The 19280-nt window shown below is 71.4% G+C and carries 18 protein-coding genes and 1 pseudogene; 11 read left to right on the forward strand and 8 right to left on the reverse strand.

Translation table 11 applies throughout. The features are described from left to right. Positions 1-9: 9 nt before the first annotated feature. The gene (locus EDD92_RS28915; RefSeq protein WP_399184323.1) at positions 10-495 is read right to left on the reverse strand and encodes a hypothetical protein; all 486 of its coding nucleotides are present in this window, start codon (positions 493-495) and stop codon (positions 10-12) included. 65 nt (positions 496-560) lie between these two features. Continuing rightward, positions 561-1481, reverse strand: coding sequence for a helix-turn-helix domain-containing GNAT family N-acetyltransferase (locus tag EDD92_RS28920; RefSeq protein WP_123967046.1), 921 nt, complete (start codon positions 1479-1481; stop codon positions 561-563). A 140-nt stretch (positions 1482-1621) separates the two neighbouring features. Here EDD92_RS28920 and EDD92_RS28925 point away from each other — a divergent pair, with 140 nt between their 5' ends. The 8 genes from EDD92_RS28925 (at position 1622) to EDD92_RS28960 (ending at position 12286) form a co-directional block, all read left to right on the forward strand. Then, positions 1622-3406, forward strand: a complete 1785-nt coding sequence (locus tag EDD92_RS28925) for a hypothetical protein (protein WP_123967047.1) — start codon at positions 1622-1624, stop codon at positions 3404-3406. Beyond that, positions 3396-3761, forward strand: a complete 366-nt coding sequence (locus EDD92_RS28930) for a hypothetical protein (protein ID WP_123967048.1) — start codon at positions 3396-3398, stop codon at positions 3759-3761. The genes EDD92_RS28925 and EDD92_RS28930 overlap by 11 nt, the downstream gene beginning before the upstream one ends. A gap of 10 nt (positions 3762-3771) precedes the next feature. Continuing rightward, positions 3772-4827: a hypothetical protein gene (locus tag EDD92_RS51385; RefSeq protein WP_260326812.1), complete on the forward strand. Its 1056-nt coding sequence runs from the start codon at positions 3772-3774 to the stop codon at positions 4825-4827. 181 nt (positions 4828-5008) lie between these two features. Further along, positions 5009-6538: an aldehyde dehydrogenase family protein gene (locus EDD92_RS28940; protein WP_123967049.1), complete on the forward strand. Its 1530-nt coding sequence runs from the start codon at positions 5009-5011 to the stop codon at positions 6536-6538. Positions 6539-6695: 157 nt separating this feature from the next. Next, positions 6696-8225, forward strand: a complete 1530-nt coding sequence (locus EDD92_RS28945) for a GMC family oxidoreductase (protein ID WP_123967050.1) — start codon at positions 6696-6698, stop codon at positions 8223-8225. Further along, on the forward strand, positions 8225-9376 hold the full coding sequence (locus EDD92_RS28950; protein ID WP_123967051.1) for a glycine betaine/L-proline ABC transporter ATP-binding protein: 1152 nt from the start codon (positions 8225-8227) through the stop codon (positions 9374-9376). Before EDD92_RS28945 ends, EDD92_RS28950 begins: the two co-directional genes overlap by 1 nt. Next, positions 9376-11319: a proline/glycine betaine ABC transporter permease gene (locus EDD92_RS28955; RefSeq protein WP_123967052.1), complete on the forward strand. Its 1944-nt coding sequence runs from the start codon at positions 9376-9378 to the stop codon at positions 11317-11319. The genes EDD92_RS28950 and EDD92_RS28955 overlap by 1 nt, the downstream gene beginning before the upstream one ends. A 1-nt stretch (position 11320) precedes the next feature. After that, a complete protein-coding gene (locus tag EDD92_RS28960; RefSeq protein ID WP_260326813.1) occupies positions 11321-12286 on the forward strand; it encodes an ABC transporter substrate-binding protein in 966 nt (321 codons plus the stop codon). On the opposite strand, the gene EDD92_RS28965 is transcribed toward EDD92_RS28960, so the two are convergent. Then, positions 12287-13015: an isocitrate lyase/phosphoenolpyruvate mutase family protein gene (locus tag EDD92_RS28965; RefSeq protein WP_123967053.1), complete on the reverse strand. Its 729-nt coding sequence runs from the start codon at positions 13013-13015 to the stop codon at positions 12287-12289. It lies immediately after the preceding gene. 28 nt (positions 13016-13043) lie between these two features. Continuing rightward, positions 13044-13541, reverse strand: a complete 498-nt coding sequence (locus EDD92_RS28970) for a carboxymuconolactone decarboxylase family protein (RefSeq protein ID WP_123967054.1) — start codon at positions 13539-13541, stop codon at positions 13044-13046. Between the two features lie 47 nt (positions 13542-13588). Between EDD92_RS28970 and EDD92_RS28975 the strand changes: the two genes are divergently transcribed. From EDD92_RS28975 to EDD92_RS52480, 3 genes are all read left to right on the forward strand, one after another. Then, complete coding sequence (locus EDD92_RS28975; protein WP_123967055.1) at positions 13589-14977, forward strand: PLP-dependent aminotransferase family protein; 1389 nt, start codon at positions 13589-13591, stop codon at positions 14975-14977. 61 nt (positions 14978-15038) lie between these two features. After that, positions 15039-15173 (forward strand): hypothetical protein, encoded by a 135-nt coding sequence (locus tag EDD92_RS52475; RefSeq protein WP_399184329.1) that lies wholly within the window; start codon positions 15039-15041, stop codon positions 15171-15173. Between the two features lie 53 nt (positions 15174-15226). Further along, entirely contained in the window at positions 15227-15415 is a 189-nt protein-coding gene (locus EDD92_RS52480) for a hypothetical protein (RefSeq protein WP_399184331.1), read from the forward strand. Positions 15416-15465: 50 nt separating this feature from the next. Here EDD92_RS52480 and EDD92_RS28985 read toward each other — a convergent pair whose 3' ends face one another. The 4 genes and pseudogenes from EDD92_RS28985 to EDD92_RS29000 all read right to left on the reverse strand — a co-directional run bounded on the left by EDD92_RS28985 (position 15466) and on the right by EDD92_RS29000 (position 19258). Beyond that, complete coding sequence (locus tag EDD92_RS28985) at positions 15466-16263, reverse strand: aminotransferase class IV (protein ID WP_123967056.1); 798 nt, start codon at positions 16261-16263, stop codon at positions 15466-15468. A 52-nt stretch (positions 16264-16315) separates the two neighbouring features. Then, positions 16316-16882 (reverse strand): annotated as a pseudogene (locus tag EDD92_RS28990) (FAD-dependent monooxygenase); the annotation flags it as partial. Between the two features lie 259 nt (positions 16883-17141). After that, positions 17142-17984 (reverse strand): hypothetical protein, encoded by an 843-nt coding sequence (locus EDD92_RS28995; RefSeq protein ID WP_123970594.1) that lies wholly within the window; start codon positions 17982-17984, stop codon positions 17142-17144. Positions 17985-18208: 224 nt separating this feature from the next. Continuing rightward, the gene (locus tag EDD92_RS29000; protein ID WP_260326814.1) at positions 18209-19258 is read right to left on the reverse strand and encodes an AraC family transcriptional regulator; all 1050 of its coding nucleotides are present in this window, start codon (positions 19256-19258) and stop codon (positions 18209-18211) included. Between the last annotated feature and the right edge of the window lie 22 nt (positions 19259-19280).

The raw sequence follows: 19280 nt of genomic DNA on the forward strand, positions 1-19280 counted from the left end.
CCCTCACGGTCACGGGACGGGCTGCTTGGCGGGGGCGGGCGAGGCAGCCGTACGAGAGGGGCCGGCGCTTCCGCGGTGGCCGGCCACGACCACCGCCGTTGCCGCCAGGACCAGCACGCCCACCGTCCGCAGGGCCGGGCCCATGCCGTCGGTGAAGCCGGGGTGGGAGGCCAGGACCGTGCCGGTGACGGCGACGCCGAGGGCCGCGCCGATCTCGCGGGCCGAGGTGCCGGGGCCGGAGCCGAGGCGCGCCTGGTGGGCGGGGAGGGACGTGACGACGCCGAGGGTGAGGGCCGGCATGGACAGGCCCGCGCCGGCCGAGATGACGAGAAGCCGGCAGGCGTACAGGGCGTAGGGCGTGGTCGCGCCGCGGTGGACTCGCCGAGCAGGCCGAGCCCGATCAGTGCGAGCCCAGCGCCGATGACCGGGGCGCGGGCGTGACGCCCAGCGCGCCGCCGGCTTCGGGACGAGCGCCATGCCGACGATCGGCGGCACGATCGCGACCCCACCCGGCGCCCGCCTGGCTGCGGCGGACGGTGCGGGAGTTGCTGGCCCAGTGGTCAGCCGGCCGGGCCGGGTAGACGCTTCTCGAACCAGTGGTCGCCGTAGACGTGGTCGACGTAGGCGGGGATCTCCGTGTAGCCGGACGCCCGGTACATCGCCTGCGCCTCGGTGAGGCTCGCGTGGGTGTCCAGGCGTACGACGGTGCAGCCGCGCGCGGCCGCCTCCTCCTCCAGTGCGCCGAGGATCCGGCGGGCGAGGCCGAGGCGCCGGGCCTCCGGGTGCACCCACACGTGCCGGATCTCGCCGACGCCGGGTTCCAGGCGCCGCAGCGCGCCGCAGCCCACCGGGCGGCCCTCCTCGTACGCGACGAAGAACGCGCCCGCCTGAGCGGACACCTCCTCCGGCCCCACCAGGTCGGACTTGTCGAAACCCTCGGGGAAGCGTGCGTCGATGTCGGCGGCGTACGCGTCCAGGCAGGCGCGGGCGTCCGGGGCGGCGCCGTCGACGAGTTCGACGGTGATGGCGGCCAGGCGCAGCAGGCGCTGCGAGGTGGTCATCGCCTCGATCAGCTGCATGCGCTGCCCGGGGGTGAGGGTGTCCAGCAGGCCTGCCGCGAGCGCGTTGGCCCGGCGGTTCTGCTCCTTGACCTCGACGCGTCCGGCGGGCGTCGGCTCGACCATGCGCAGCCGGTTGTCGTCCGGGTGGACGCTGAGCCGGACCAGGCCCTGTGTCTCGAGCGCCCTGGCCATGCGGCTCAGATACCCGGCGTCCAGCCCGAGGTGGCTCCTGATTTCCCGGAGTGAGACCCCGCCCGGTTTCCCGGCGATCTCGAACAGCAGGCGGGCCTCGCCGAGCGGGCGGTCCTGGCCGAGGTAGTGGTCGTCCAGCGCACCGATACGGCGCGTGAAGTAGCGGTTGAACCGGCGGAGCGCCGCCACCTGCTCCGTCGAGACCGGCTCCGTACGTCCTGGCTCCATATTCTTTGACCTTAGTCAAAGAATATGGGGGAGTCCATCCCTTGGCATTCCGCTTCCGCCCGTCCCACCAGCCCCTCTATGCTGATGGTTTGTCAACTGAACGTCTGACAACGGTCTTTCCACGCATCGGGGGAGTTCGCGTGAGCACCGCTTATGTGCCACAGCAACCGCAGCCGACGACGCCCGCAGGGGCGCCACCCACACCACCGCCCACCCCTCCGCACGCCAGCGAGGCGACCCGGCTGCTGTGCGCGGGCACCTATCTGGATTCCGGATACCGCGACCGCGTGATCGAGGAACTGCACCTCAACGAGCAGCGGATCGTGGCGCCCTCGCTCGGCTTCGACGCCGCCCGCGTTCTCGCGCACGCCCTGCGCGCCCGCCGCCAGGAGCTGCTGTGGGCCGGGGCGATCATCGGGCTGTGGGTGGTCGGCTCGGCCGTCAGCGGAGGCCTGCTCCTCTTCTTCCTCTGGCCGAGTGTGCTGCTCGCCCTCGCACCGTGGATCAGGGGCCGTGGCGAACAGCCGCCGTGGTACCGCCTGGTCGCCGCGTTCCTCGTCCGCTGGTGGGGCCGTTCGTTCTTCGCGGTGGTGCTGGTCCTGATCGTCGTCGCCGCGTTCGGCGGCGGTTCGGACGACAGTCCCTCCTACGGCTCGTACAGCTCCGACTACGGCTACGGCTACTCGGACTCGCCGAGCGTCGGCGAGGTGTTCTCGCCGAGCGACATCGCCGACGTGATCAAGCCGTGGCAGGCCTGGCTCACGCTCGCCGTGTTCGCGCTCATCGCCTGGTGCGTGCACTCCCAGCGCCACCAGTTCAGCCGTGCACTGGCCGCCGAGCTCTCCCCGCAGCGCTTCCCGGACGCCGCCTCCGACCCTGCAGAGCAGGCTGAGAACGCCCGCTTCCAGCGGCTGAAGCAGCGCATCCGGGTCGAGCAGCACGCGCCGCTGGTCATGTACCACGAGGCGCGTCCGTTCTGCGGGGCCGGAGCGGCCTACAACACCTGGGTGCTGGCCGTCGAGCTGAAGCCGGACAAGCTGGAGAAGCAGCAGCCGCTCAGCAACGGCACGGTCCTGAAGCGGATCCGCCCGCTGCTCGAACAGCTCCGCGTCCCCGCCGAGTACGCGGGCCCCGGCGTCCGCGACCGGCTGCGCTGGCTGGAGATCGACGAGTGCGTGTTCCTGCCCGCGGAGGGGCTGCTCACCCGGGACCAGGCGCCGTACACCCCGCAGGCCTTCGAGGAGCACCGCGCGAGGGCGGTCGAGGAGGGCGCCGAGAAGCGACGGCACTTCCTGCGCATCCGCGTCGGCGGCTGGGAGGAGGAGCTGGTCGTCACGGTCTTCGTGCGCATCCACACCCAGGGCCGGATGCTGATGCTGGAGGTGGCGCCGCATGTGCTGACGCCGGTGCGGACCGACTTCAAGGACGCCGACCGTACGGCGCACCGGTTCCGGAACAACAACGTGCTCGGCAAGGCGGCCGGCGCCGTCGTCCTGGTGCCCGCGTCGGCGGGGCGCTCGTTCGCCCAGCTCGGCCGCGGCCTGGTGTACGTGTGGCGGCTGCTGACCGGCGGCTATGCGGGCGCGCTGCCCGACGGCCCGGCGCTGTCGGTGCGCGAACTGGGTTCGGTGCAGGCCGGTTCGCTCTTCCAGGAGATGGACGTGGCGCGCTATCTGAAGAGCGTGCAGGACCGTGTCGCCAACGGGGTGCGGGCCGCGCTCGCCGAAGCCGGTTACGAGACCGGGGAGTTCATGCAGAAGATCGTGAACATCAGCAACGGCGACGTCCACATCGGCAACATCTCGGGCAGCAACAACTCGATCGCGGCGGGCATGCAGAGCGCCGCCTCGTCGTCCAGCTACTCGGGTTCCAGTTTCTCGGGCGGCGCGGCGCCGCAGAAGGGGGCCGACAGCAATGGCCAGTGAACAGCCGAGCATCCATATCGGTGACATCTCGGGCAACGGCAACGCGGTCGCCGCCGGCAACAACGCAAGCGCCGAGAGCCATGTGCACCAGGGCACGGGAGCACAGCCGGACGAGGCGACCCGGCAACTCCTCGCAGCCGTAAGGAAGTTGCGGGAAGACCTGGCGCTGGTGAACAGCACCGAGCAGACGGTCGCGCTGGGCGAGGCGCTCGCCGACACGGAGACCGAGATCACCAGCACCGGTCAGGCGGGGCCCACGCGCCGCCAGCGTCTGCGGGAACTGCTCACCGACTCCCAGGCACTGGTCACCTTCCTCTCCTCCGCCGGCGCCCTGGCCGGCCTTCTGGGGCGGTGAGAGGTACACGATGAGCGGGGGACAGCGGTACTGGAACGAGGACACCCAGCGCTGGGAGGACGGCACGGGCGGCAGCCCGGCGGCCGAGCCCACGCTGCCGACGCCGCCGGAGGAGGGGACGCCGGCCACCGGACCGGCCTACCCGGCGCCCCCGGCCTCGACTCCCACCGTGGGGACGCAGACTCCCCCTGTGGGGCCCGGGACTCCCACCGTGGGGGCGCAGGTCTGGCCCGGCAGCGGTGCGGACAGCGCCTGGCACGGTCCGGGCGCCGAGGGCACCGTGCCGGAGTGGTCCAGTGGTGCCTCCTGGCCGCCCCCCGAGCCGCTCCCCGCCCCCGCCCCCGCCGCAGGGCTCAACCGGCGGCTCGTCTGGTCCGTGGTCGTCGGTGCCGCCGTGGTCGGGGTCGCCGTGAGCCTCGTACTGACCCTGGTGGTCGGGAAGGACGACGGGGCGGGGAAGAAGCCGGTGGCGGCGAGTTCCGCCTCGTCCTCCACAGCCTCCGCATCGCCGGACGTGTCGCAGTCGCCGTTCGCCGACAACACGGGATCGCCGTCCCCCTCGGCCTCCGCGCCGCCCGCGGGATACGAGCTGCGGGACGACACGGAGGGGTTCCGGATCGCGATACCCGAGGGGTGGTCGCGCAGCAGCGTCGCCTCGGTGTACGGGATGGCCGTGGTCAACTACCGCAGCGCCGACCGGGAACACCGGCTGCAGGTGTACCAGGTGCAGGAGTCGTCCCCCGACGCCTCCTTCAAGCTGTATCTGTCCGACCAGACCCCCAAGCCCGCCGGTTTCAAGAAGCTCGATCTGCAGAAGCTCGACGACGGCGAGTTCACCGGCTCACGGCTGGAGTACCAGGCCGACACGATCAAGGGCGAGCCCGACATCGGCACCTGGCACGTCTACGACGAGCGCTTCGTCGCGGCGGACGGCAACATCTACGCCATCGCCTCGTACGGCCCCGACTCCGACAGCCACGACGACCAGCTCGCCGACCTCACCACGGCGTTGGACTGGTTCTGCCCGCCCTACACGACCTGCGACGCGGATCCGGGGGTCGACTGACTGCTCTCCGTTCCAATCCGCTCCTATTCCGCCCCATTTGCCCGCATTTTCAGTGACGCAGCGCACTTTCCGCCATGGATTGCGCATGCAACCGGAGGCGGGGGGCAGGCGCTCACGGTCCTCGTGAGGGACACATGTGTCACTCAGGGGCACCGAACAGGAACGGAAGGCAATACGGATCATGGCGGAGAGAGCGGAAACCCAGGGGCTGGACGCGCAGGCGACCATCCACGTGGCAGGGGAATGGCGAGAGGCCTTCTCCGGTGCCACGCGCGAGATCATCGACCCCGCGGACGGCCAGGGCTTCGCTCTGGTTGCGGAGGGTGACGAGAAGGACACGGACCTGGCGGTCGCGGCCGCCCGGCGCGCGTTCGACCACGGCGACTGGCCCCGCACCCCCGTGGCCGAGCGTGCCGCGCTGCTGCGCCGCGTCGCCGACCTCCTCGTGCGCGACCGCGAGCGGCTCGGACTGCTGGAGAGCCGCGACGCCGGCAAGACCGCCGAAGAGGGCCGGGTCGACATCGACTGCGTCGCCGACGCCTTCCGCTACTTCGCCGACCTGGTGGCCGGCGAGGCTCCCGGCCGGGTCGTCGACGCGGGCTCGCCCGACATCCACAGCGTCGTCGTGCACGAGCCCGTCGGCGTCTGCGCGCTGATCACGCCCTGGAACTACCCCCTTCTCCAGGCCAGCTGGAAGATCGCCCCGGCTCTCGCGGCGGGCAACACCTTCGTGATCAAACCGAGCGAGATCACCCCGCTCACCACCATCGCGCTCATCGACCTGCTCTCCGAGGCCGGGCTCCCCACTGGCGTCGCGGGCATCGTCACCGGCCCCGGCCACACCGTCGGCGCCCGACTCGCCGAGCACCCCGACGTCGACCTGGTCTCCTTCACCGGCGGCCTGGTCAGCGGCACCAAGGTCGCGCAGGCCGCCGCCCCGAGCGTCAAGAAGGTCGCCCTGGAACTCGGCGGCAAGAACCCCAACGTCGTCTTCGCCGACGCCTGCGCGACGGACGAAGGGTTCGACACCGCCGTCGACCAGGCCCTGAACGCGGCCTTCATCCACAGCGGCCAGGTCTGCTCGGCCGGCTCCCGCCTCATCGTCGAGGAGTCCGTACGGGAGCGTTTCGTCGCCGAGCTCGCCCGCCGGGCCGCCCGGATCCGCCTGGGCCGCGGCACCGAGGACGGCGTCGAGTGCGGCCCCCTCGTCTCCGCGCAGCAGCGCGCCAAGGTCGAGGCGTACGTTGCCTCCGCGCTCGCCGAGGGCGCGGTGCTGCGGACCGGCGGCAAGCGCCCGGAGCCGTCGCCGGAACGCCCCGCGGACGGCTACTTCTACGAGCCGACCGTCCTCGACCAGTGCCATCGCGAGATGCGCGTCGTGCGCGAAGAGGTCTTCGGGCCTGTTCTCACCGTGGAGACCTTCCGCACCGAGGACGAGGCCGTCGCCCTCGCGAACGACACCGAGTACGGCCTTGCGGGGGCCGTGTGGACCGCGGACGCGGGGCGGGCCCGCAGGGTCGCCGGCCGGCTGCGGCACGGCACCGTTTGGATCAACGACTTCCACCCCTACCTTCCGCAGGCGGAGTGGGGCGGCTTCGGCAAGAGCGGCACGGGGCGCGAGCTTGGCCCTGCCGGGCTCGCCGAGTACCGCGAGACGAAGCACGTCTACCAGAACCTCGCGCCGAAGGCGGTCCGCTGGTTCGCCGGTTAGTACCTGGGTCAACTGTGCGACTACGGATGTGCCGCGACGGTTGTCGGTCGTCTGCAGCGTCGTTGTGGCTGTTCGCGCCCACGCGGCGGAGCCGCACATCGACACAGCCCCGCGCCCCTTTGGGGCGCGTTCGATCCCCCCTGGAGTTACCACCCCCATGTCCGAGAACACCCAGATCTACGACTACGTCGTCATCGGAGGCGGCACCGCCGGCTCCGTCATAGCGTCCCGGCTCACCGAGAACCCGGACGTCACCGTTGCCGTCATCGAGGGCGGGCCCAGTGACGTCGGACGTGAGGACGTGCTGACGTTGCGCCGCTGGATGGGCCTTCTTGGCGGCGAGCTGGACTACGACTACCCCACCACCGAGCAGCCCCGCGGCAACTCGCACATCCGGCACAGCCGGGCCCGTGTGCTCGGTGGCTGCTCCTCGCACAACACGCTGATCGCCTTCAAGCCGCTGCCGTCCGACTGGGACGAGTGGGAGGAGGCCGGTGCCAAGGGCTGGGGCGCGGTGCCGATGGAGGCGTACTACGCCCGGCTGCTGAACAACATCGTCCCGGTCGACGAGAAGGACCGGAACGACATCGCACACGACTTCGTCGACGCCGCGCAGCACGCGGTCGGTGTCCCCCGGATCGAGGGCTTCAACCGCTCGCCGTTCACCGAGGGAGTCGGCTTCTTCGACCTCGCCTACCACCCCGAGAACAACAAGCGGTCGTCGGCTTCGGTGGCGTATCTGCACCCTGTGATGGACGAGCGCGAGAACCTGACGATCCTCCTGGAGACCTGGGCGTACCGGCTGGAGCTGAACGGCACCCGGGCCGAGGGCGTGCACGTCCGTACGAAGGACGGCGAGGAGATTCTCGTACGGGCGCGGAACGAGGTCCTGCTCTGTGCCGGTGCCGTCGACTCCCCGCGGCTGCTGCTGCACTCGGGCATCGGTCCCCGGCAGGACCTGGAGGCGCTCGGCATACCCGTGGCGGTCGACCTGCCGGGCGTCGGCGAGAACCTGCTCGACCACCCCGAGTCGGTGATCGTCTGGGAGACCCACGGCCCCCTCCCGGAGAACTCCGCGATGGACAGCGACGCCGGGTTGTTCGTCCAGCGCGACCCCGAACACCAGGGCCCGGACCTGATGTTCCACTTCTACCAGGTGCCCTTCACGGACAACCCGGAGCGGATCGGCTACGAACGGCCGAGGTACGGCGTCTCGATGACGCCCAACATCCCGAAGCCGAAGAGCCGCGGCCGGCTGTACCTCACCAGCGCCGACCCGTCGGACAAGCCCGCCCTCGACTTCCGTTACTTCACGGACGAGGACGACTACGACGGCCGCACCCTGGTCGACGGCATCCGCATCGCCCGCGAGATCGCCGCGACCGAGCCGCTGGCCGGCTGGCTCAAGCGTGAGGTGGCCCCCGGCCCGCACATCACGGGCGACGAGGAGCTGAGCGTGTACGCCCGCAGCGTCGCGCACACCGTGTACCACCCGGCGGGCACCTGCCGTATGGGTTCGAGCGACGACGAACTGGCCGTCGTCGACCCGCAGTTGAGGATCCGCGGTCTGGACGGCATCCGTATCGCGGACGCCTCCGTGTTCCCGACCATGACCGCCGTGAACCCGATGATCGGAGTGCTCATGGTCGGGGAGAAAGCCGTAGACCTGATCGGAAGTGATGCGTGATGACCGCGACGAAGACGAATACGCCGGTGTTTTCCGTCGAGGGACTGTGGAAGGTGTTCGGCCCGAAGGCCGACCGCGTCCCCGCCGATCCCGGACTGACCTCGCTGGAACCCGCCGAGCTCCGCGCCCGCACGGGCTGCACCGCCGCCGTGCGTGACGTCTCCTTCGACGTGCGCAAGGGGGAGGTGTTCGTGGTGATGGGCCTGTCCGGCTCCGGCAAGTCCACGCTGGTGCGCTGTCTGACCCGGCTGATCGAGCCGACGGCCGGCACGATCGCCATCGACGGCGAGGACGTGCGCGCCATGGACAAGTCCCGGCTGCGCGAACTGCGCCGCCACCGCGCCGCCATGGTCTTCCAGCACTTCGGCCTCCTTCCGCACCGCACGGTCCTCGACAACGTGGCGTACGGCCTGGAGATCCAGGGCGTGAGCAAGTCCGAGCGGCGTGCACGCGCCCAGGAGGTCGTCGCCAAGGTCGGCCTGGACGGCATGGAGCAGCGCCGCCCGAGCCAGCTGTCCGGCGGTCAGCGGCAGCGCGTGGGTCTCGCCCGCGCCCTGGCCGTCGACCCCGAGGTCCTGCTCTTCGACGAGCCGTTCAGCGCCCTCGACCCGCTGATCCGGCGGGACATGCAGGAGGAGGTGGTCCGCCTGCACCGCGAGGAGGGCCGCACGATGGTCTTCATCACCCACGACCTGAACGAGGCGCTGAAGCTCGGCGACCGCATCGCGCTGATGCGTGACGGCCGGGTCGTCCAGCTGGGTACCCCCGAGGAGATCGTGGGCAGCCCGGCCGACGACTACGTCCGCGAGTTCGTCCGGGACGTCTCCCGTGAGCAGGTCATGACCGTACGCACGGCCATGCGGGCGGGGGAGTGCGAGGGGCCGGATCACCCCCACGCCATTGCCGCGAACGAAGTCGTCGCCGAAGCCATCAAGATCGTCGCCGACAGCGGCCAGGCGGCCTGCGTGGTGGAGGACGGCCACTGCCTGGGAGTCGTGGACGCGGACGCACTGCTCGGAGTCGTGGCCGGCCCATCCGCCGCCGCAGCTGCGGGCAGTCGTCCCGCCGGGGCGGCACCCGTCCCACAGAAAGCGGCACCCGCCGAGCGCGGCCCGGCGACCCCGCCCCCGACCACCACGGAGGCCGTCTGATGGCAACGGTCACTGCAACGCCCCCTCGTGTCACCCTCCCCGGCGTCCTGAGGCACCGAGCCGTCGCCAAGCTCACCTTCCTCGCCCTCGCCGCCGCAATCCTCGTCCCCCTCGCCAACGCCCGCTGGGCAAGCGGCAGTTGGCCCGCCGCCCTCACCGTCGACCTCACCAAACCCCTCACCAGCGCCAGCAACTGGATCATCGACAACCGGGACAGCAACCCCCTGTTCCTCTACTTCTTCGGCTACATCAGCAACGCGGTGGTGATCTCCGTACGCGCCGTGTACCTGGTGCTCCTCGCCGCGGGCTGGGCCGGCGTCACGGCGATTGGAGCCCTCGTCGCCTGGCGGGTCGCCGGCATCAGGCTCGCCCTGGGCACAGCGGCAGCGTTCCTCGCCTGCGGTCTGCTCGGCATGTGGGTGCCGACCATGCAGACGCTCGCGCTCATGGTGGTCGCCGTGCTCGTGTCGGTCGTCGTCGGAGTGGTCCTCGGGCTCGCCGCCGGGCTCTCCGACCGTCTCGACCGCGGGCTGCGTCCGGTCCTCGACACCATGCAGGTGCTGCCCGCCTACGCGTATCTGCTGCCCGTCGTCCTGGTGTTCGGCATGGGCGTGCCCGCCGCCGTCCTCGCCACCGTCGTCTACGCCGCCCCGCCGATGGCCCGCCTCACCGCCCTCGGTCTGCAGGGTGCCGACAAGGAGGTCCTGGAGGCGGTCGACTCGCTCGGTGCCACCGCGCGCCAGCGCCTGCTGACCGCGCGGATCCCGCTGGCCCGCAAGGAGCTCCTCCTCGGCCTCAACCAGACGATCATGATGGCGCTGTCGATGGCCGTCATCGCCTCCGTCATCGGCGCGGGCGGTCTCGGTGACCGCGTCTACCAGGCGCTGGCCTCCGTCGACGTGGGCGCTGCGCTCGCGGCCGGCATCCCGATCGTCCTGCTCGCCGTCGTACTGGACCGCGTGACGGGCGCCGCGGGCGAGCAGGCCGGCGAGGAGCCCGCAAGCCTGAGGCCGTGGCTCTACGCTGCTGCCGCCGCCGTGGCCGTCGCGGTCGCCGGACGGCTGGCGGGCCGGCTCGACTGGCCCGGCTCCTGGACGTTCAACATCGCCGAGCCGGTCAACCGTGCCGTCGACTGGATGACCGCGCACCTGTACTCGGGCGTGCCCGTCGTGGGCGGCACCGCCGACTGGGCGGGCCACTTCACGACCTGGGTGCTGAACCCGGTCCGCAGCGGCCTGCAGGGGCTGCCCTGGTGGTCGGTCCTGCTCGTGGTCGCCGCTCTGGCCTGGCTGATCGGCACCTGGCGCACAGCGCTCACCGCGGTCCTCGCCATGGCCGCGATCGGCGTGCTCGGCGTGTGGCAGCCGTCCCTCGACACGCTCTCCCAGGTGCTGGCGGCCGTCGCCGTCACCCTGGTCCTGGGCTTCGCCATCGGTATCGCGGCGGCCCGCAGCGACCGTTTCGAACGGGCCCTGCGCCCCGTCCTGGACGTCTTCCAGACGATGCCGCAGTTCGTGTACCTGATCCCGGTGGTCGCGCTGTTCGGCGTGGGCCGCGCGCCCGCCGCGGCGGCCGCAGTCGTCTACGCGCTGCCCGCCGTCGTCCGCATCACCACACAGGGCCTGCGCCAGGTCGACCCGGCCGCCCTGGAGTCGGCCCGCTCGCTCGGCGCGACCCCCGCCCAGCAGCTGCGCCAGGTGCAACTCCCGCTCGCCCGCCCGGCGTTGCTGCTCGCCGTCAACCAGGGCGTGGTCCTCGTCCTCGCCGTCGTCGTCATCGGCGGCCTGGTCGGCGGTGGCGCACTCGGCTACGACACCGTCTTCGGCCTGGCACAGGGCGACCTGGCGACCGGCCTGGTGGCGGGCGCCGCGATCGTCTGCCTCGGCCTGATGCTCGACCGGGTGACCCAGCCGACCGAACGCCGCGCGAAGAAGGGAGCGTGACATGCGACGTCGTATGAGTACGACGGTGGGTGCGACCGCCGTGGTGGGCTCCCTGCTGCTGCTCACCGGCTGCGGTGCCGCCGACATGACCAAGCAGGCGTCCCCGTTCGCCAACGCGCAGGGTGCCAAGAGCGTGACCCTGTCCGTCCAGTCGTGGGTGGGTGCGCAGTCCAACGTGGCCGTCGCCCAGTACCTCCTGGAGCACAAACTGGGCTACCGCGTCGACACCGTCCAGGTGGACGAGGTCCCCGCCTGGGACGCGCTCAGCCAGGGCCGCGTCGACGCCATCCTGGAGGACTGGGGCCACCCCGACCAGGAGAAGCGCTACGTCGACGACAAGAAGACCATCGCGCGCGGCGGCGGCCTCGGGGTGACCGGCCACATCGGCTGGTACGTGCCGACGTACCTGGTCAAGCAGCACCCCGACATCACGAACTGGAAGAACCTGAACAAGTACTCGTCGCTGTTCCGCACCGCGGAGAGCGGCGGCAAGGGCCAGCTGATGGACGGCTCACCGTCCTACGTCACCAACGACAAGGCGCTGGTGAAGAACCTGAAGCTGGACTACCAGGTGGTGTTCGCCGGCTCGGAGGCCGCGCAGATCACGCAGATGAAACAGTTCGCCAAGGAGAAGAAGCCCTTCCTGACGTACTGGTACGCGCCGCAGTGGCTGTTCAAGAAGGTCCCCATGACCGAGGTGAAGCTGCCGCCGTACAAGGAGGGCTGCGACGCGGACCCGGCGAAGATCACCTGCGCCTACCCGCACACCCCGCTGCAGAAGTACCTCAACGCCGGCTTCGCGAAGAAGGGCGGCAAGGCGGCGGCCCTCCTGAAGAAGTTCAAGTGGACGACCGAGGACCAGAACGAGGTGTCCCTGATGATCGCCGACCAGAAGCTGACCCCGGAGCAGGCGGCGAAGAAGTGGGTGGACAGCCACGCGTCGACGTGGAAGGCGTGGCTGTCCTGATCACTTCCGCTTCCTCAGCTGCCCGGCCATCCCCTGCAGCGCCAGCGCCGCCCAGCGCTGGAGTCCCGGCCCGAACGTGATGCGAGTGGCCCCGAGTTCACCGAGTTCGGTGGGCGAGGGGCCGCTGCCGTCCAGCGAGCCGTGCACATTGATCGGCCCCTGGATCCCGGACCGCAGCAGCGGCAGTACGTCCGTCGGGGCGCCGATCGGATAGATGCAGTCGGCGCCCGCGGCGACGTACAACGCGGCCCGCTCGATGGCCCGTTCCGGGTCGCCGTCGCCGTACTCGAACGTGTCGACGCGGGCGTTGACGAAGAGCCGGCCGCCCGCCGCGTACCGCACCTCGGCGAGCCACTCGGCGTGCTCGTGCGGATCCTTGAGGACACCCCCGTTGGAGTCCTCGAGGTTGCAGCCCACGACGCCTGCCTCCAGGAGCCGCTCCACCAGTTCCTTCGGCGCGAGACCGTACCCGCCCTCGACATCCGCCGACACCGGCACGTCCACGGCCCGTGCGATGCGCGCCACCGCAGCGAACATCTCGTCGGCCGGCGTGGACCCGTCCTCGTGTCCGAGGGAGGCGGCGATCCCCGCGCTGGGCGTCGCGAGCGCGGGGAAGCCGACCTCCACGAACACCCGGGCGCTCGCCGCGTCCCAAGGCCCGGGGAGGACGAGGGGGTCGTCCGGGGTGCGGCCCCGGTGCAGCGCGCGGAAGACATCCACCTTGCTCATGACGTGTGACTCCCAGGCAGGATCAGGCTCACCGGTGCTGTCCCGCCTCGTAGTGGCCGGGAGCCATGCGGCACGTCACACCGAACCGGTTCCACGCGTTGATCACCGTGATCGCGGCGATCAGCTGCGCCAGCTCGGGCTCCTCGAAGTGCTTGGCGGCGTGCTCGTAGACCTCGTCCGGGACGAAGCCGTCGGTCAGCACGGTGACCGCCTCGGTCAGCGCCAGCGCGGCGAGCTCCTTCTCCGTGTAGAAGTGCTTCGACTCCTCCCACGCGCCGAGCTGGACGATCCGCTCGACGCTCTCACCGGCCGCGAGCGCGTCCTTGGTGTGCATGTCCAGGCAGAACGCGCAGTGGTTGAGCTGCGAGGCACGGATCTTCACCAGCTCCAGCAGCTTCGGGTCGAGGCCCTGCCGGGCGGCCGCGTCGAGGCGGACCATCGCCTTGTAGACCTCGGGTGCGTGCTGGGCCCAGAGCAGCCGGGCGGGCTGCTCGGGCGCGTATGCGGTGGCTTCCTCTGTCGTCATGCCCTCGACCCTAGAAGTGAGGCAGCCCAGAGGTATGGTCCATTCCCATGGCTAAACCTTGGGCCACTTTGGGCGTCGACCTGCACCTGGAACCGGCGGGACCCGGGGTCCGCAGGGGCCTGACCGACGCCCTGCGCGAGGCCGTCCGCACCGGCCGGCTGGCCCCCGGCACCCGGCTGCCCTCCTCCCGCACCCTCGCCGCCGACCTGGGCATCGCCCGCAACACGGTCGCCGACGCATACGCCGACCTGGTCGCGGAGGGCTGGCTGACGGCACGGCAGGGCTCGGGCACCCGGGTGGCCGACCGGGCGGTGAGCCGGCCGGCCGCACCCGCACCACGCCCCCGCGCCATCGGCAGCCCCGCCCACAACCTGATCCCCGGCAACCCCGACCTGGCCTTCTTCCCCCGCGCCCAGTGGCTCAAGGCCGCCCGCCGCGCCCTCACCGCGGCCCCGTACCAGGCCCTCGACTACGGCGACCCGCGCGGCCGCATCGAACTGCGCACCGCCCTCGCCGACTACCTCGCCCGCGCCCGGGGCGTGCGCACCGACCCCGAACGCATCCTGGTGTGCGCCGGCATCTCCCACGGCCTGCGCATTCTCGGCGCGGTACTGCGGGCGCGCGGCGCCGGCACCGTCGCCGTGGAGTCGTACGGCCTGTACGTGCACTGGGACCTGCTGGCGCAGGCCGGCCTGCGGACGGTCCCACTGCCGTTCGACGAACGGGGCACGAACCCGGGGGAGTTGACGGACGAGGACGCCGTCCTGCTCACCCCCGCCCACCAGTTCCCGATGGGCGGCACCCTGCACCGCGACCGTCGGGCCGCCGCCGTCGACTGGGCACGCCGCACCGGCGGCCTGCTCGTCGAGGACGACTACGACGGCGAGTTCCGCTACGACCGCCAGCCCGTCGGCGCCCTCCAGGGCCTGGACCCGGACCACGTCGTCTACGCGGGCACGGCCAGCAAGTCCCTCGCCCCCGGCCTCAGACTGGCCTGGCTGGTCCTGCCGCCGGACCTCGCCCAGGAGGCGGCGAAGGCCAAGGGGCACATCGACTCCTGCGGGGCTCTGGACCAGCTGACGCTCGCCGAGTTCCTCACCTCCGGCGCGTACGACCGCCATGTGCGCGCCGCCCGGCTGCGCTACCGCCGCCGCCGGGACGCGCTCGTCGCGGAACTCGCGCGAAGGGCCCCGCAGGTCGGTGCCACGGGTATCGCGGCGGGCCTGCACGTGGTGCTGCGGCTGCCGCCGGGCACCGAGCAGGCGACGCTGCGGGCGGCGGCCTGGCAGGGCCTCGCGGTGCACGGGCTGCACCGCTACCGGCACCCCGAAGCGACCGTCGAGCCGCACGACGCACTGGTGGTGGGCTACGGGACCCCGACGGACAGCGCATGGGCGGGCACGCTGGACGCGCTGTGCGCGGCGTTGCCCGAATGAACCACGACATAATCGTGCCGTTTCCCATTCCTGAATACCTTCGCGCGGATAGAGTCGCCCCATGCGTGATAGTGACTCCATATCCCGTGTGGCCCTGAAGAAAATCACCCCCGACGCCTCCAAGGCGATGGGCTCTCTGCACGCCGCCGCTGTTTCCGCGGCCCAGGCGGGACCGAGCAGCGCGTCTACGCCCTGAACGCCTGGTCGGAGACCCCCTTCTTCACCGAACGGGAACGCGCCGCACTGGCGTTGACCGAGGCGGTGACGCTGGTGCACGACGGTCACGTCCCTGAGACGGTCTACGCCGAGGCCGCGGAGGTCTTCGACGAGGCGCAGATCGCGGCACTGATCTGGGCGGCGGCCGTCATCAACGCGTACAACCGCATTGCCATTGCGACGCGGATGGTGCCGGGGACTTATCGGCCAGCCAAGAAATAACGCGGAATGCGGGCATCGGCGGTCATCGCCGATGCCCGACTTTTGTTTTCCTATTTCTCCGGCAGCGGCTCCATGATGTCGTCCAGCCAGGCCCGCCATTCCGGCGCGCGTACCGGCTCAGCCGCCTGCAGCGGTCCTCCCGTCCAGCCCGTGACCGGGCGGATCCCGTGCAGTGCGTTCACCAGCCACACCTCGCGGCCGTCCAGCTCGGCGACCGTCCGCTCGCGGTGGGCGATGCGGATGCCCTCGCGCCGGGCCCGGTCCTGGATGAGGGCGACCGTCACCGAGGGCAGGACGGGCAGCTGCGGCGAGGGCAGGCAGAGCGTGTCGTCCTCCCACCACAGCACGCTGCTGGTGGCCGCCTCCAGCACAACGCCGGAGGGCGCGACGAGCACCGCCTCGTCCGCGCCCTCCATGGCGGCCCGACCGCGGACACGGGCCAGAGTGTCCAGGTCCGGCCCCTTGCGGCGGGGGACGGTCCGCGGATCGGACTGACCCGCCGCCCATAGCCTTACGTCCGCACCGAGCGGCGGCGCGTGCCGCAGCCGCAGCCGCACATGACGGGGCGTGAGTTCGACCCGCGGGAACCACTCGCCGCTGCGCGGCAGCGCGTCCGTCATGGCCTCCCAGAACTCCAGCAGCCGGTACGACGGCGGCCCTGAGCACTCGCCGCAGGACCGTACGAAGCGCTCCCGGTGCCGGTCCAGGCCGCGCACCCTGCCGTCCCGCACCAGCCAGGAGTCCGCGACGAGCAGCGGCCCACCGGTCCCCGCCTCCTCGACGGGCCGCAGCCCGGCGGCCGGCGACCATCCCCACAGGCCTTCCTCCGCCACTGCCGGTTGTGTCATGACCGCACCTTTCCCGCCGCCGGTTCCGCCACGGCCGCTCCTGCCGAAGTGCTCAGTACTTTCCGCCCGCCACCGTCGGCGCCCCGCCCCGGGGACCGTACGGCGCGTGCTCCAGCCACGATCCACAGGAGGGCAGGACCGGCGCAAGCGCCGCCGCCGCGCGCTGCCTCAGCCGTATCGTCCGGCGCCGCGGCCGCAGATGGTCGCGTGCCGTTCCGGCGGCCGTGCTGTTGAACAGGCCCGCCGCGCGCCGCACCGCGGCGAACTCGGCGACCGCCCCGGCCGTTCCTTCCGCGATCGCCTCCGCGGCCGCCGCCGCGTCAGCGATTCCGCTGTTCATGCCCCGGGCCCCGAACGGCGGGAACAGATGCGCCGCCTCCCCGACCAGCAGCACCCGCCGGTGCGGATCGGTGAACGAGGCCGCCACCATGCGCAGGAAACGGTACGTCGACACCCACAGCAGACGCTCGGCGTACCCGTCGCCCACGACCGCCGGCAGCCACCGCCGTACGGCCTCCCGGGTCCCGAAGTCCTCCTGCGCGTCGTCGTCCCGGCACTGCAGGTCGACCTGGAAGCCGCCGGTGAACGGCACCCGCATCACACTGCGACCGCCGACGCCGGCACCCCCACGAGTGGAACTCGGGCTCGCGGCCCGGTACCACGTGATAGGCCATGGTGACGGTGACGGGATTACTGGTCACGCCACCCAGTACGCAAGAACTCCACAGCACGTTAAATATTCAACGAAGCTTTTTCGACTGTCCGGAGCTGTCTGGATCGTGCCCCTTTGGCGGCCTTTCGGGCGCCTTGATTCCGTGCGGAAAGAAATGACCGCGCATCCGCTTTACCAGCGAATAAGCAGCCGGCCGGACATTCGCTCACGCCGCCGCTTCCGTCGTCGGGGCGTCCGTCGCCGGCGCCTCCCCGAAACGGGCCAGCGCCAGCGCCCCCGCGACAGCGATCAGGAACCCCAGCACAGCAAGCCAGGCGAGCCCCTCCCGGGTGCGGTCCCCGAGCCACACCACACCCACCGCCGCCGGCCCGATCGTCTCGCCGATCACCAGCCCGGCGGTGGCGGTGGTCACCGAGCCACGCTGCAACGCCGACGTCAGCAACAGAAAGGCAGCGCCCCCGCCGATCACGAGGGCATACGTCGCCGGGTTGGTGAGCAGCTCCGACGGCGCGAGCGAATCGATCAGCCGCACCGACACCTCCACCACCCCGAACCCGAACCCGGCCCCCAGCCCGAGCACCAGCGCCCGCCCCCGCCCGGACCACCGCCCCCCGAACAGCCCGAGCAGCAACACCACGACGGAGATCGCGAGCATCGCGTACTTCAGCGCCGTCGAACCCTCGCGATCCCCCTCGGCCCCCGACGCCAGCCCCAGCATGGCGAGCCCCGCGCACACCACTCCGACGGCACCCCACTCCGTCCCGCTCAGCCGCACCTGCAGCAGCCGCGCCGCGACCACCCCGGTCACCGCCAGGCTGGACGCGAGCGCCGCAGCGACCGCGTAGATCGGGATCGACCGCAGGGCGGCGATCTGGAACAGGAACCCCAGCCCGTCCAGCGCCAGCCCGGCCAGATACCGCCACTGCCGCAGGGTCCGCAGCAGCAGCGCCGCCTCCCCGCCCCCACCCGTACCGGCCGACCGCGCGGCGACCGCCTGCAATACCGTCGCGGTACCGAAGCAGACCGCCGCGCCCAGCGCGCACACCATCCCAAAGATCACAAAGTGACTGTAGGGGAGAGGTGCAGGAAGCGGTGATGCCCCGGCGTCCGCTCTCACCGATCTCTGGCTTTACACACCTGCGCAGGGTGCATAGTGCGAGGGGCGTTGTCCCTGCCTCTGCTGCCGCCCGGCTCGGCTCCCCCGAACCACCGTCCACGACCCGGGCGGCAGATTTCCACCATCGCCCCGACGCCCCTCGACCGGCTATCCGGTTACGGCGGAAACGCGACCGTTTTGTGGATAGCGCCGGGCCCACGGACGGCCCGAGTGCCCCGCAACGTCTGTGACGGCGTCTCCCCGTACGTCTGCCGATAGTGGCCGGTGAACCGCCCCAGATGCGCGAACCCCCAGCGCAGTGCCACATCGGTGACCGTCCCCAGCGCTTGCCCGTCGGCGATGGCGAGCAGATCGCGCCGGGCCAGATCCAGCCGTACGCGCCACAGATACGCCAGTGGAGTCATGGCCAGATGGGCCCGGAATCCCTCCCGCAGGCTCCGCAGACTCACCCGAGCCGCCACCGCCATGTCGGCCACGGAGATGGGCTCGTGGGCATGCTCGGCACAGAAGTCCGCGGCCCGCCGCACCGCATGGGGCAGCACCGCGGGCCCGCGCCCCGCCACCGCCTCGCTGAGCATGTGCGGCTGTGCGTCCAGCAGACCGTCCACCAGCAACTGCTCGAAGTGCCCCACCGCCAGCGGCGATCGCACCGCCAGCTCCGAGTCGGCGAACTCCGCGAACGCCCGCACCACCCGCAACCACGCCCGGACCGCCCCCACCCGCGCATCCAGCACCGGCGCGAAGTGCAGCGGCACGGACGGCAGTTCACCCAGCCGCACGGCGAGCGCCCGGTCGACGGTCTGCCGGGGAATGATCAGCACCTGATTCAGTGTCTCCCCGCTCCACCGCATCGACAGCCGCTGCCCCGGATTGACGATGCTGAGCACGGACGCCAGGGCGGCCCCGTCCGCGGTGACGACGCCGTCCCCGGCAAGCGGCACATGGATGTTGTAGAACTCCGGCAACTCACCCGGCGTGACGTCGACCTCCGCCCCGTACCCCAACTCGTACAGCGCCACGGCCCCTTCGTGCACACACCGGAACCGTCCGTCGACCGGATGGTCGTCCAGCACTGTCAGCCGGTGCGGCGCGAACCGCTCGCTCACCAGCGTGTGCAACTCCTCGACGTCACGACCCTGAAAGAGCAGCCCCCGCCCCGCACCCGCCGGCACGGTCTCCGACCCGCCTTCGCCCATGACGGACATGCCTCTCGCCACGTGTCTTATG

Source organism: Streptomyces sp. TLI_185, from assembly GCF_003814765.1.
Classification (GTDB): Bacteria; Actinomycetota; Actinomycetes; order Streptomycetales; family Streptomycetaceae; genus Streptomyces.